Source organism: Kosakonia beeri (genome assembly GCF_054165705.1).
Genome location: NZ_CM135106.1, coordinates 701955 through 716049 on the forward strand (window position 1 = coordinate 701955; position 14095 = coordinate 716049).

Annotated in this window: 13 protein-coding genes; 9 read left to right on the forward strand and 4 right to left on the reverse strand. The window is 53.5% G+C overall.

Annotation, left to right across the window (positions count from 1 at the left end; translation table 11 throughout):
• The first annotated feature begins 75 nt into the window (after positions 1-75).
• The 3 genes from ACUY4S_RS03495 (at position 76) to ACUY4S_RS03505 (ending at position 2958) form a co-directional block, all read left to right on the forward strand.
• Positions 76-1053, forward strand: a complete 978-nt coding sequence (locus tag ACUY4S_RS03495) for a TRAP transporter substrate-binding protein (RefSeq protein ID WP_458022533.1) — start codon at positions 76-78, stop codon at positions 1051-1053.
• Positions 1054-1132: 79 nt separating this feature from the next.
• Positions 1133-1642 carry a TRAP transporter small permease gene (locus tag ACUY4S_RS03500; protein ID WP_312690855.1) on the forward strand — a complete coding sequence of 170 codons (510 nt, stop codon included), beginning with the start codon at positions 1133-1135 and terminating at the stop codon, positions 1640-1642.
• A gap of 29 nt (positions 1643-1671) precedes the next feature.
• Positions 1672-2958, forward strand: a complete 1287-nt coding sequence (locus tag ACUY4S_RS03505; protein WP_458022532.1) for a TRAP transporter large permease — start codon at positions 1672-1674, stop codon at positions 2956-2958.
• A gap of 58 nt (positions 2959-3016) precedes the next feature.
• Here ACUY4S_RS03505 and ACUY4S_RS03510 read toward each other — a convergent pair whose 3' ends face one another.
• From ACUY4S_RS03510 to tolC, 3 genes are all read right to left on the reverse strand, one after another.
• The gene (locus ACUY4S_RS03510) at positions 3017-4177 is read right to left on the reverse strand and encodes a glutathionylspermidine synthase family protein (RefSeq protein ID WP_312690853.1); all 1161 of its coding nucleotides are present in this window, start codon (positions 4175-4177) and stop codon (positions 3017-3019) included.
• A gap of 5 nt (positions 4178-4182) precedes the next feature.
• Positions 4183-4851, reverse strand: coding sequence for a DUF1190 family protein (locus ACUY4S_RS03515; RefSeq protein ID WP_312690852.1), 669 nt, complete (start codon positions 4849-4851; stop codon positions 4183-4185).
• A gap of 147 nt (positions 4852-4998) precedes the next feature.
• On the reverse strand, positions 4999-6438 hold the full coding sequence (gene tolC, locus ACUY4S_RS03520; protein ID WP_312690851.1) for an outer membrane channel protein TolC: 1440 nt from the start codon (positions 6436-6438) through the stop codon (positions 4999-5001).
• 205 nt (positions 6439-6643) lie between these two features.
• On the opposite strand from tolC, the gene nudF reads away from it, so the two are divergent.
• From nudF to parE, 5 genes are read left to right on the forward strand one after another with little or no spacing between them, the layout of a single operon-like run.
• Entirely contained in the window at positions 6644-7276 is a 633-nt protein-coding gene (gene nudF, locus ACUY4S_RS03525; protein WP_312690850.1) for an ADP-ribose diphosphatase, read from the forward strand.
• On the forward strand, positions 7273-7695 hold the full coding sequence (locus ACUY4S_RS03530; protein ID WP_312690849.1) for a DUF1249 family protein: 423 nt from the start codon (positions 7273-7275) through the stop codon (positions 7693-7695). Before nudF ends, ACUY4S_RS03530 begins: the two co-directional genes overlap by 4 nt.
• Positions 7696-7719: 24 nt before the next feature.
• On the forward strand, positions 7720-8547 hold the full coding sequence (gene cpdA, locus ACUY4S_RS03535; RefSeq protein ID WP_312690848.1) for a 3',5'-cyclic-AMP phosphodiesterase: 828 nt from the start codon (positions 7720-7722) through the stop codon (positions 8545-8547).
• Positions 8547-9122, forward strand: coding sequence for an esterase YqiA (yqiA, locus tag ACUY4S_RS03540; protein WP_312690847.1), 576 nt, complete (start codon positions 8547-8549; stop codon positions 9120-9122). The genes cpdA and yqiA overlap by 1 nt, the downstream gene beginning before the upstream one ends.
• A gap of 40 nt (positions 9123-9162) precedes the next feature.
• Positions 9163-11055, forward strand: coding sequence for a DNA topoisomerase IV subunit B (gene parE, locus ACUY4S_RS03545; RefSeq protein ID WP_312690846.1), 1893 nt, complete (start codon positions 9163-9165; stop codon positions 11053-11055).
• A 151-nt stretch (positions 11056-11206) separates the two neighbouring features.
• Here the strand turns inward: parE and ACUY4S_RS03550 are convergent, their stop codons facing one another.
• Positions 11207-12067, reverse strand: a complete 861-nt coding sequence (locus tag ACUY4S_RS03550) for a helix-turn-helix transcriptional regulator (RefSeq protein WP_458022531.1) — start codon at positions 12065-12067, stop codon at positions 11207-11209.
• A 164-nt stretch (positions 12068-12231) separates the two neighbouring features.
• On the opposite strand from ACUY4S_RS03550, the gene ACUY4S_RS03555 reads away from it, so the two are divergent.
• The gene (locus ACUY4S_RS03555) at positions 12232-14055 is read left to right on the forward strand and encodes a DUF2264 domain-containing protein (protein WP_458022530.1); all 1824 of its coding nucleotides are present in this window, start codon (positions 12232-12234) and stop codon (positions 14053-14055) included.
• Positions 14056-14095: the final 40 nt, after the last annotated feature.

The window sequence follows — 14095 nt, forward strand, 5'->3', positions numbered from 1 at the left end:
TTGCTGTTACGTCACGAACGCTTTGTTCGCGGACGCGCTGACTTTTCTCAAAATTATCTCTGGAGATACGGAAATATGAACTCAGCAAAAACCTTACTGAAAGTCTGTATTAGTTCTGCTCTGTTATTTATCTCACATGCTTCACTCGCCCAAACCTTTCGTGCCGCAGATGTACACCCGGCCGACTATCCCAATGTAGTGGCTGTGAAACATATGGGTGAAAAGTTAAGTGCGGCGACAGAAGGTAGACTGGATATTAAAACCTTTCCCGGCGGTGTATTAGGCGATGAAAAGCAGGTTATTGAGCAGGCACAAATTGGCGCGATTGATATTATCCGCGTTTCGATGACGCCAGTCGCTGCGATATTACCGGAGATCAATGTCTTTACATTGCCGTATATTTTCCGCGATGAAGATCATATGCATAAAGTTCTGGATGGCATGATTGGCCAGGAAATTGGTAACCGTCTCTCGGAGAGCAGTAAATCACGGCTGATTTTCTTAGGCTGGATGGATGCCGGTACGCGAAATCTCATCACCAAAGCACCGGTTACCAAAGCGGAAGATTTAAAAGGCATGAAGATCCGTGTTCAGGGGAGCCCGATTGCGCTAGATACCCTGAAGGCTATGGGGGCGAACTCCGTGGCAATGGGGGTAAGTGAAGTGTTTAGCGGCATGCAAACCGGGGTGATTGATGGCACGGAAAATAACCCCCCCACTTTTGTTGCGCATAACTATCTGCCAGTGGTGAAGAATTACACCTGGAGTAAGCATTTCATTATTCCTGAGCTGTTTTTATTCTCTAAAGCCAAATGGGATAAGCTGAAAAAAGAGGACCAACAGCTGATCCTGAAACTGGCAAAAGAAGCGCAGGTGGAACAGCGTGAATTATGGAAAGCGTATAACGAAAAATCGCTGGCGGCGATGAAGGCGGGCGGGGTGCAATTCCATGAAATGGATACCTCCGTATTCTTTAAAGCCACTCAACCGGTACGTGATAAATACGGGAAAGAACATCAGGATTTAATTACCCGTATTCAGGAAGTGCAATAACGTTTAGCGGGCAGGGGGAACCTTGCCCGAATGACGTGTTTCCGTATGTCTGTTTTCATTCTTTGCCGGGGAAACGGTTATGGCTGAACGCTATTCGTTATTGATGGATATTCTTTACCGCATTGCAATGTGGGTTGCAGGTCTGGGGCTGTTAGTGATGGTGGCCATTATTCCGATCGGTATTTTTGCACGCTACGTATTAAACAGTGCCTTATCCTGGCCTGAACCGGTGGCGATTATCTGCATGGTCACGTTCACTTTTATTGGCGCTGCGGTGAGTTATCGCGCGGGGTCACATATCGCCGTCAGCATGGTTACTGACCGCCTGGGGGAGGGAGCACGCAAAGTTTGCTCTGTCATCGCCGATCTGATGATGACGGCAATCAGCCTCTTTATTCTCTGGTACGGCGGCGCGCTGTGTCTGGAGTTGTGGGATCAACCGGTTGCGGAATTTCCGCTGTTCACCGCAGGCGAGAGCTATCTGCCGCTTCCTGTCGGCTCGGCACTGACCATCCTTTTTATTGTTGAGAAGATGCTGTTTGGCGCGCAGTACCACCGCCCAATGGTGATGCTCGGCTCGTCAAGCTGATCGCTGGTGACATCCAGTAAGGAAAATCTGTGGATGCATTTATTCTGATCTTTACGCTGGTCATTATGCTGGCGGTGGGTGTACCGGTGGCATACGCCGTGGGTATCAGTGCCGTGCTGGGTGCGTGGTATATCGATATCCCGCTGGAAGCGGTGATGATCCAGTTAACCAATGGCGTAAATAAATTCTCGCTGCTGGCGATCCCGTTTTTTATCCTCGCGGGGGCGATCATGGCCGAGGGGGGGATTGCCAGACGGTTAGTCAATTTCGCCTATATTTTTGTCGGATTTATTCGCGGTGGTTTGTCGCTGGTGAATATCGTTGCGTCGACCTTTTTTGGTGCAATTTCCGGATCGTCCGTCGCTGATACGGCATCGATCGGTTCGGTGATGATCCCGGAGATGGACAAAAAAGGCTATCCCCGAGATTTTGCTGCAGCGGTGACCGCCAGCGGATCGGTGCAGGCCATCTTAACGCCGCCCAGCCACAACTCGGTTATCTACTCGCTGGCGACTGGCGGCACCGTCTCCATTGCCGCGCTGTTTATTGCCGGGATCCTGCCGGGATTATTGCTCAGCTTCACGCTGATGGTGATGTGCGTGGCCTTTGCCCATAAGCGCGGGTACCCGAAAGGGGAACGCGTGCCGTTTCGCCAGGCGTTGAGGATCTTCGTCGACACGCTATGGGGCTTAATGACCGTCGTGATCATCATGGGCGGGATCCTCTCGGGCATATTCACGGCTACGGAATCGGCGGCAATCGCCTGCTTATGGGCGTTTTTCGTCACCATGTTTATTTATCGTGATTACAAGTGGTCAGAGCTGCCGAAGCTGATGTACCGTACCGTGAAGACGGTAACGATCGTCATGATCCTGATCGGCTTTGCTGCAGCATTTGGCGCTGTCATGACTTATATGCAGTTACCGGGCCGCATTACCGAAGCCTTTACACAAATCTCTGACAACAAATATGTGATCCTGATGTGCATCAACATCATGCTGTTGCTGTTGGGAACATTAATGGATATGGCGCCGCTGATCCTCATCCTCACGCCGGTACTGCTGCCGGTAACCAATACGCTGGGTATCGATCCGGTTCACTTCGGGATGATCATGCTGGTTAACCTGGGGATTGGTTTGATTACGCCGCCGGTGGGATCGGTGCTGTTTGTCGCCAGTGCGGTGAGTAAGCAGAAGATTGAACAGGTAGTAAAAGCCATGCTGCCGTTCTACGTAACCCTGTTCGTAGTGCTGCTGCTGGTGACGTATATCCCTGCTATTTCACTGTTCCTGCCGAAGTTGTTTGGCGTGATGTAAGGTAGGGCTGAGCAGGCTTAGTAAAAAGAAAACCCGGCGCGCCTGGCCGGGTTTTATGTTACTCCACAAAAATATGTGGGTAGAAACGCGAAAGATCCTGGGTGATCAGCGCGCGGTCTTCACGAATGCCAATCCCGGCAGGCTGATCGTTGATAAGCCAGCTGCCAATCAGTGTATAGCTGTCGCCAAATTTTGGCAGTGGGCAGAATTGTTGCACAATCATGCCCTCTTCACCGTACGGCCCTTCGACAGCTTCCAGCGTTTTGCCGTTCTCGATGATCGACACATTGGCGCCTTCACGAGAAAAGATCGGCTTAACAACGTATTTTTCCATCTCCGGATGCGCATCCTCTGCAAAATAAGCGGGCAGCAGGTTCGGGTGATCCGGAAACATTTCCCACAGCATAGGCAGCAACGCTTTATTGGAGATAATGCTCTTCCAGGCCGGCTCCAGCCAACGCACGCCGGCGTCTTCGAGCTTGGTAGAGAACACTTCCCGCAGCATAAATTCCCAGGGGTAGAGCTTGAACAGATTACTGATAACCTGATCCTGCAGATCGCTGAACTGGCCTTTTTCGCCCAGCCCGATATCTTCGATATAAAGGAATTCGGTTGCCAGTTCCGCCTCGGCCGCGCAGTCCTGTAAATACTGCACCGTCCCGCGATCTTCAACGGTATCGCGGCAGCAGGCGAAATGCAGCAGTTGAAAACCATGCTGCTCGCGCAGTTCCGCAAAGCGTTCAATCAACTTTTCTTGCAGGCTGTTGAACTGATCGCTGTTAGCCGGCAGGTTACCGGCATTGAGCTGATCTTCCAGCCAGATCCACTGAAAGAAGGCTGCTTCGTACAGCGATGTTGGCGTATCGGCGTTGTTTTCCAAAAGCTTAGGCTCGCCCACGCCGTCCCAGGCTAAATCGAGACGTGAATAAAGCGAAGGCTGTTGCGTCGCCCACGATTGACGCACAAAGCCCCAGGTATGCTTCGGAATACGGAACTTCGCCATCAGCTCATCGCTGGCGACGACTTTCTCCACCACTTGCAGGCACATCTGGTGCAGTTCTGCGGTCACGTCTTCGAGCTTCTCAACCTGGGCGAGCGTCAGCGTGTAATATGCCTCTTCGCACCAGTACGGTTCACCGTACATGGTGTGAAAATTGAACCCGTACTCCGTGGCTTTTTCGCGCCAGTCCGGGCGCTCAGTAATCGCGACTCTTTCCATGGCGATTAGCCGCCCATCGAACGGGTTGGCGTGCCGGAAACACGACGCTGCATGGTGTTCTGCTTCGCGACTGACTCACCAAAGCCGCCGCGAGTAACGGTGGTGGTGGTCGCCGGTTTTGGTGCCATTGCCGTTTTCGGTACGGTCATGGTTCGGCCCGGTTGAGCTGCGCCGTAACCTTTACCAGAGGCGTCAGTGTACTGGCCATAAGCCGGGCTTGCCGGATTGCGAGAACTGAACAGCGGTTGCTGGGCAAACCCTGCGCCGCCGCCCATCAGGCGGCCCATCATATAACCTGCCATTAATGGCATCCAGAAACTGCCGCTGGACTGCGCCTGCGCCTGGTTTTCCGGCGCGGTACCTGCCTGGACTGGCGTTTGCTGGCACTGGCCTTCGCCGAACTCCGCTACGCAATCTTCACGCGTGGCGTATTTCGGTGCGGTACGCTGTGCTTCTTTCATTGCGTTGTTATAGGCGGTGGTACATTCGGCGCTTTTGCCCGGATTCGCCGCCGAGCAGTCGTCGGCATTTTGATACAGAGACACTGTCTCATCGCTTTTTTCACAGCCTGCGAGCATAAACACGGCAGTGACGGCCAGCGCGACAGGCGTCAGATGGCGAGCGCCCCAGCTTTTGCGGAACGTCGCATGTTGAATGTTTTTTGTCCGTTTCATTTTTATTTACCTGGACCCCAAAGGCATTAACAGACGCTCAGGATAGAGGATGAGGGGGGGAAGTTAAAGCAAGGTGGAAGGGCCTTTACGTTGCCTTACGTAAAAACGGGGGCTGTGCGCCCCCGTGATAACAAATAACGGCTTCGCTTAGCGTTTTGCGCTGGTGCGGGCAGCGGCAGGCTGCGCATTGCCGTTGAAATTATTGACCGCAGCGGCTTGCTCTGCGTTTTCCGGCGCCACGCTTTCTGGCGAGGTGGAAACGGATTTGCCCAGCGTGTTATTCAGCGCGACCAAATCCTGCTCGTTGAGCGTACCCAGTGCAGATTTGATATTCAACTGGTTAATCAGGTAGTTGTAACGTGCACTGGAGAGTTGCTGTTTGGCGTTATACAACGTGGTGGTGGCATCCAGCACGTCAACAATGGTGCGTGTCCCCACGGAATAGCCTGCTTCCATCGCATCCAGTGAACTCTGGGCAGACACAACAGCCTGTTTATAAGCGTTGATGCTGCTAATTGAGGCATTCACGTTGTTGAAGGAGGAGCGTACGGTCTGCACGACGCTGCGGTGCGCGCTTTCCAGTTGCTCGCTTGAGCCGACAAAGTTGTACTGTGCCTGTTTCACCTGCGAGTTCACCTGGCCACCCTGATAGAGCGGAAGGGAGAAGCTCAGGCCGACTTTATTCTGGCCCGCGTCGTTATCGTCATACTGCGCGTTGTTACGGGTTTTTGAACCGCTGTACGAGGTGTTAGACACGCCGGTAGAGGCAGTTAAATCCAGCGTCGGCAGATGGCCGTCCTGTGCCTGGCGAATTTGCTCACGCGCCAGATCCTGGTTCAGACGCGCCTGCAACAGCGTCAGGTTACGGTTTTCCGCTTCTTTCAGCAGTGCATTCACTGCCTGCGGTTTTTCCGTTTTAAAGGTGTCGATGTTCAATGACGCCAGTTCCGGGTATTCATTGCCGGTAACCTGACGCAGCGATTCAAGTGCATTGTCCAGGTTGTTGCGGGCGGTGACTTCGTTAGCCAGCACGGTGTCATATTGCGAACGGGCGTTCTGTACATCAGTAATGGCGACCAGACCCACGTTAAAACGCTGGGTGGTTTGATCCAACTGACGATAGATCGACTGCTTTTGCGCTTCGGTGTAGGAAAGTGTGTCAATGGCGCTCAGCACGTTAAAATAGGCGGTAGCGGTGTTAAGGATCAGCGATTGCTGATCGGCCTGCCAGCTGACATCCTGAATACCGGCTGTTTTTTCCTGTAAGGTCAGCGCACGCCATTTCGACATATCGAAAATAGTTTGTGTTAACTGCAGGGAAGCACTGGTCGCAGAGGAGTTAACACCTTTGCTGTCGCGAAAGCCATTGCTGTATGCGTAATCTGCACCCAAACCGAGCTGAGGCAGTAACGGGCTGCGAGCTTCGTTGATTTTTTCAAATGCCGCATCGCGATCGGCGGCGGATTTACGCAGATCCGGGTTACTTAAACGCGCCTGCTGATAAACCTGCAGCAGGTTTTCTGCCTGGCTCATAGCGCTGAAGCCGGTCAGGCTCAGGCCGATAAGGAGGGGGAGCAATTTCTTCATTTGCATTCCTTGTTGTGAAGCAGTATTAGCGCTGGTCTAAATTGGAAAAATAATCGCCGATTCTACCAGAGGTTCACGGGGCTTCAGCTTGGCGTAACGTGCCATCGGCAGAAATTTGCCACAATCTATCACATCGTACTTGAAACGATAGTAAAACGGGCTTGAAATCCACAGTTTGATCATTATTTCGTATGGGATGCCGCTAATGAGTAAGCCAAAACCTTCCACAGTGACTTTCACCAAAAACGATGTAGAAATTATTGCACGCGAAACGCTGTATAGCGGTTTTTTTTCGTTGGAATTATACCGTTTTCGCCACCGTTTATTTAACGGCGGCATGAGCGGAGAAGTGCGTCGCGAAATTTTTGAACGCGGTCATGCTGCAGTCTTGCTACCCTTTGACCCAGTGCGTGATGAAGTGGTGCTGATAGAGCAGATCCGCATTGCCGCGTTCGACACCAGTGAAAGCCCGTGGCTGCTGGAAATGGTCGCCGGTATGATTGAAGAGGGCGAAACCGATGAAGATGTTGCGCGCCGCGAGGCCCAGGAAGAAGCAGGTTTGCACGTCGGGCGAGTGAAAAAAGTGTTGAGCTATTTGGCGAGTCCAGGCGGCACCAGTGAGCGCTCATCTGTATTGGTTGGCGAAGTGGACGCCACACAGGCCGAAGGTATTCATGGTTTGGTGGATGAAAACGAAGATATTCGTGTTCAGGTGGTGAGCCGGGAACAGGCTTACCAGTGGGTAGAAGAGGGGAAAATCGATAACGCAGCGTCTGTCATCGCCTTGCAATGGCTGCAGCTGCATCATGAGAGCTTACGAAACGAGTGGAAAAAATGAAGCGTTACACACCTGACTTTCCTGAAATGATGCGCCTGTGCGAAACCAATTTCGCTCAGTTGCGCCGCCTGCTGCCGCGTAATGACGAAGCGGGTGAAACAGTGAGCTATCAGGTGACCAACGCGCAATACCGGTTAACGATAGTTGAATCCACCCGCTACACTACGCTTGTGGAAATTGAACAGACAGCGCCTGCTGTCAGCTACTGGAGCCTGCCGTCCATGACGGTGCGTCTTTACCACGACGCCATGGTGGCCGAAGTGTGTTCGAGTCAGCAGATCTTTCGTTTTAAAGCGCGTTATGATTATCCGAATAAAAAGTTGCATCAACGCGACGAAAAGCATCAAATTAATCAGTTTCTGGCCGACTGGCTACGTTACTGTTTAGCACATGGAGCAATGGCGATTCCGGTTTGTTAGCGTAGTGAAACCTAAGGACACCATTTGGAAAGCCTGTTAAACCTTTCTCTGGCTGGTGAGGCCAGGGTCAGGATATTACAAATTACTGACTCTCACCTGTTTGCCGAAAAGCATGAAACGCTGTTAGGGGTCAATACCTGGGAGAGCTATAAGGCGGTACTGGACGCGATAAAAGCTCAGCAGCGTGAGTGCAATCTGATAGTCGCTACCGGCGACCTGGCACAGGATCATACCGCTGCGGCTTATCAGCACTTTGCTGAGGGCATCGCAAGCTTTAACGCGCCTTGCGTCTGGCTGCCCGGCAATCACGATTTTCAACCTGCCATGTACAGCGCGCTGCAGGACGCGGGTATATCTCCGGCGAAACGCGTTTTCGTGGGCGACCACTGGCAGATCTTATTGCTCGATAGCCAGGTCTTTGGCGTTCCGCACGGTGAACTGAGCGAATTCCAACTGGAATGGCTGGAGCAAAAGCTGGCGGATGCCCCTGAGCGTTACACTCTGTTGCTGCTTCACCATCATCCACTTCCTTCCGGCTGCAGTTGGCTTGATCAGCACAGCCTGCGCAACGCGGGTGAACTGGGCAATGTGTTGCAGCGTTTTCCAAAAGTACGCCACCTGTTATGCGGGCATATTCATCAGGAACTGGATCTCGACTGGAATGGTTGCCGCCTGCTGGCGACGCCCTCCACCTGCGTGCAGTTCAAGCCGCACTGTGCCAACTTCACGCTGGATACCATCGCGCCGGGCTGGCGCTGGCTGGATTTGTACGCAGATGGCACCTTACATACTGAAGTGTGCCGTTTGCAAAGCACGAAATTCAGTCCAGATACGGCTTCAGAAGGATACTGATGTCTACGCTTCTTTATTTGCATGGGTTTAACAGTTCGCCGCGTTCCGCTAAGGCTACGCAGCTTTCGCAATGGCTGGCGCAAAATCACCCGGAGATCGACGTTCTTGTGCCGCAACTGCCGCCTTATCCTGCGGCGGCGGCGGAACTCGTTGAATCGCTGGTGATGGCGCAGGGCGGGAAACCGCTGGGCATTGTCGGTTCATCGCTGGGGGGGTATTTTGCTACCTGGCTTTCGCAGTGCTTTATGCTGCCAGCGGTGGTGGTGAATCCGGCTGTTCGGCCGTTTGAACTGCTGGCGGATTTTCTCGGGAATAACGAGAACCCCTACACAGGGCAACAATATGTGCTAGAGTCTCGCCATATTTACGAGCTCAAAGTAATGCAAGTTGACCCGCTCGAAGCGCCGGATCTGATCTGGTTGCTACAACAAACCGGGGACGAAGTGCTGGATTACCGCCAGGCGGTGGCATACTACGACGCATGCCGCCAGACAGTAGAAGAGGGCGGAAACCACGCTTTTGTAGGCTTTGAGAATCATTTCACACAGATTATCGAGTTCCTTGGGCTGAGTTGAGCTACCGGGAAACGATGCGGTCACTATCTACGAACACACCATGACGCAATCCTATAACGCTGATGCCATAGAGGTACTCACCGGGCTTGAGCCGGTTCGCCGCCGTCCGGGGATGTACACCGATACCACGCGTCCTAACCATTTGGGTCAGGAAGTTATTGATAACAGCGTGGACGAAGCGCTGGCAGGCCACGCCAAACGCGTGGAGGTTATCCTGCATGCCGATCAATCCCTGGAAGTCATTGATGACGGGCGCGGGATGCCGGTGGATATTCACCCGGAAGAGGGCGTTCCCGCCGTTGAATTGATCCTTTGCCGCCTGCATGCGGGCGGGAAATTTTCCAATAAAAACTATCAGTTCTCCGGTGGTTTGCACGGCGTAGGGATTTCGGTGGTTAACGCCCTGTCCCGTCGGGTGGAAGTGCAGGTCAAACGTGACGGTCAGGTGTACAGTATCGCCTTTGAAAACGGCGAAAAAGTGCAGGATCTAAACGTGATCGGTTCCTGCGGCAAACGCAATACCGGTACCAGCGTCCATTTCTGGCCTGATGAGTCGTTCTTCGATAGCCCGCGTTTCTCTGTGTCCCGCCTTACGCATTTGCTGAAAGCCAAAGCAGTACTGTGCCCGGGCGTAGAGATCATTTTCAAAGATGAAGTGAACAACGCCGAACAGCGTTGGTGTTATCAGGATGGTCTGAACGATTACCTCTGCGAAGCGGTTAATGGCCTGCCGACGCTGCCGGAAAAACCGTTTATCGGTAATTTTGCCGCTGAAACCGAAGCCGTAGACTGGGCATTGTTGTGGCTGCCGGAAGGCGGTGAGCTGCTGACCGAAAGCTACGTCAACCTGATCCCGACCATGCAGGGCGGGACGCACGTCAATGGCTTGCGTCAGGGGCTGCTGGATGCGATGCGCGAGTTCTGTGAATACCGAAATATTCTGCCGCGCGGCGTGAAGCTCTCAGCGGAAGATATCTGGGAGCGCTGCGCATATGTGCTGTCGGTGAAAATGCAGGATCCGCAGTTCGCCGGGCAGACCAAAGAACGTCTCTCCTCCCGCCAGTGCGCCGCGTTCGTTTCCGGCGTGGTGAAAGATGCCTTCAGCCTGTGGCTGAACCAGAATATCCAGACCGCTGAACTGCTGGCTGAGATGGCCATCTCCAGCGCACAGCGTCGTATGCGCGCCGCCAAAAAAGTGGTGCGTAAGAAACTGACCAGTGGTCCGGCGTTGCCGGGTAAGCTTGCCGATTGTACGGCGCAGGATCTGAACCGCACTGAGTTGTTCCTCGTGGAAGGTGATTCGGCGGGCGGTTCCGCCAAACAGGCGCGCGATCGTGAATATCAGGCAATCATGCCGTTAAAAGGCAAGATCCTGAACACCTGGGAAGTCTCTTCCGACGAAGTACTTGCCTCGCAGGAAGTGCATGACATATCGGTGGCGATCGGTATCGATCCGGACAGCGACGATCTCAGTCAGCTGCGTTACGGCAAGATTTGCATCCTCGCGGATGCGGACTCCGATGGTCTGCATATTGCCACGCTGCTGTGCGCACTGTTTGTGAAACACTTCCGCGCGCTGGTGAAAAATGGCCATGTCTATGTGGCGCTGCCGCCGTTGTACCGTATCGATCTGGGGAAAGAGGTCTATTACGCGCTGACGGAAGAAGAGAAGACCGGTGTGCTTGAGCAGTTAAAACGCAAAAAGGGTAAACCGAACGTGCAGCGCTTTAAAGGGCTGGGCGAGATGAACCCGATGCAGTTGCGTGAAACCACGCTGGATCCGAATACCCGCCGTCTGGTGCAGCTGATCATCAGCGATGAAGATGAACAGCAGACCAATGCCACCATGGATATGCTGCTGGCCAAGAAGCGTTCGGAAGATCGCCGTAACTGGCTGCAGGAAAAAGGCGATATGGCGGACATCGAAGCCTGATAACGTTACCCGCCCGGCAGCGCTGTGTTTGCCGGGCTTGTTACGCAGACTACCGTCTTCTGATGTTGTAAATCTCAATGTAGTCATGCTTGTCCACCCCGAAAACTGCTCCCTCTTTTAATCCTTCGTACCGTATCCATTAAATCGCGCCTTAGCGCGCCGTAGCCTGGTGGTTTTTGCGGTATTGCAACGGTGTCTCGCCAATGCCCTTTTTGAACGCGCTAATAAAGTAAGTCACGTCGGAAAAACCAACCTCATCCGCTATTTCGCTGATGCTAAGCGCACTGTGCAGCAGGCAGTCGCACGCTTTACGCAAACGAATGGTGTTCAGGTACTGAGAGATATGTTCACCGGTTTCGTAATAAAACCGGCGGGAGAGATAGCTGCGGGATTTACCTAACTCTTGCGCCAGGCGGTCCAGACTGAATTTCTGCCGGTAGTTTTCCTCAAGCCAGAACATCACTGGCGTGGCAATCCCGCTGTGCTCTTCAGGAAGTTCCTCGTTATTTTCTGGCAACATACTCAGCAGGTTGAGCAACAGGCAGGCGACCTGCTCGCCATTCAGGCTGCGGTTGTCGGCGAGTTTTGCGTAGCAACTAAACAGATGATCAATATGCGGATGGATATCGGCGGCATCCATCACTGCTGCCGCGCCGCCGCGGAGCGAAAGTCGCTGTAAACGGTGGTGATTGTGCGGGAAATCGCGCAGATGTTTAAGCACTGCGTGGTGATCGACATGAATAATGGTACGCCGGTAAATGTGCTGAGCTTGCTCATCCACCATCACTTTATGGATGGTAAACGGCGGAAAGAAAAACAGCCGTCCAGGCCGCATGGTGTACTGACGATTATCTACGATCACCACGCCAAAGCCCTCTTCTACATACAGCACCTCCAGGCACTGGTGCCAGTGGTGGTAACGCACGGTGTTGGCAAACAGTCGGCTGAACGACACGATCGCATCGTTCAGGGTGATCAGTTCAAGACGCTCTTCCTGCAGGGTGTGGCTCATAGTGCAATCATTCTCAATTTTTACCTCATTGCTTCTATTTATAAACCACGGTTTTAAATTTCCTCAACAGCGGGTTCAGGCAAATTCCGGCGGTGTGACAAAGCTAACATTTCCACTTCTGCTCCATTCACTATCCTTCAGCCACACCACGGGGAGAGCAAACAATGCAGGCGGCGGAAGTGAAAACATCAAATTTATTGTCATCCCGCGACGACGTTGTCGCTGCGTTAACAACGATGCTTGGCGCGCTGGATCGCCAGTTTCCGCAGGGCGAATCACGTTTCTCGCTGGGGGAAACCAGCGCTCACTACAGCGTTGCTATTGCTGAGATGGAAGGGCTGTCGCGGGCGTTGTGGGGGCTGTTTCCGTTGATGGCAGGCGGTGACGACGAAGCGTTTAGTCCAAAGTACCTGACTGCCATTAAGCAGGGTACCGATCCGCAGAGCGCAGGCTATTGGGGCGAAACAGGCCCTTACGATCAGCGTCTGGTGGAAATGGCGGCGTATGGTCTTGGGCTGACGTTGTTGGGCGAGAGATTAACCGCGCATTTTAACGAACAACAAATCCGCAATCTGTACCAGTGGCTGAACCAGATCACCGACGCCGAAATGCCCGACAGCAACTGGAATTTTTTCGCCATTATGGTGCAACTGGGCTTTAAACGTGCCGGATTGCCCTGGGATGTGGCGGCAATTGAGCGCCGTTTTACTCTGATGGAAGCCTACTACCTGGGCGACGGCTGGTACTCCGACGGCCCTGGACGGCCAAAAGATTACTACATCTCAATGGCGTTCCATTTCTATGGTCTGATTTACGCCACCCTGAATGGCGACGACGATGCGCAGCGGGCTGATGTGATCCGCCAGCGGGCGCGCCTGTTTGCGGAGGATTTTATCTATATGTCGGCGGCGGAGGGGGAGTCGGTACCCTTTGGCCGTAGCCTGACTTATCGCTTTGCAATGGTCGCGTTCTGGAGCGCTGTGGCGTTCTCCGGGCTGGATACGTTTTCGCCTGGTGTCGTGAAGGGGGTGATCCTGCGTCATTTACGCTGGTGGTTACAGCAACCTATTTTCGATCGCGATGGCATTTTAACGCTGGGTTTTGCTTATCCCAATCTGGCGATGTGTGAGGACTACAACTCTCCTGGCTCGCCTTACTGGGCGCTGAAAGTGTTTCTTATTCTGGCGCTGCCTGCTTCGCACCCCTTCTGGCAGGCAGAAGAACTGCCGTTACCGTCGCTAGCCGCACAGCTAACGATTACCCCTGCCGGGCAGATCCTTGTGCACAGTGACCATTCGCGGCATGTCTGGATGCTTACCGCCGGTCAGCTGGAGCTGAACAACTACGTTAACACGGAGGCGAAATACACCAAGTTCGCCTATTCAAGCCGTTTCGGTTTCACCATTGAACGAGGGCGCTATGGCCTGAAACATGCGGCCTGCGACTCTATGTTGCTGCTCAGCGAGGGCGATAACTATTTTCGCGGCCGCCGCGAATGCGAAGAGGTGATCGTCAGTTCGCAGGCCATTTTCTCCCGCTGGTCGCCTTGGCATGACGTGCATATTGCCAGTTGGCTGATTCCTTGTGGCGACTGGCACCTGCGCGTGCATTGCGTCGATTCCGCCCGCCATTTACAGAGCGTCGAAGGAGGATTCGCCGTCCTTAACGCGCCCCCTCGTTGCGAGCAGGGCCGCAGCCTGGTAGTGGCTGAAAATGGCGTCAGCGGCATTTATGCCCTGGCAGGCGGCATGGCGCGTGAGGCGGACTGCGTGGTCACGCCGCCGAACAGCAGCATCATGTTTGCGCCCTGTGCTGCCATCCCCGTATTGCGCGGGGATATCGCCCCTGGCCGCCACTGGATGGCCTGTGCGGTACAGGCAGCAATAACCGAAGTGGCGTTTGATCCTCATATTCCGCAACTGCAAATAGAAGAACAGGCGCTGGTTATTACGCAGCCTGGTAAAGAAAAGATGGTCATTGCTTTTTAATTCCCGGTTGCCGACCGGGGGCTGAACTCTGAACCCTATA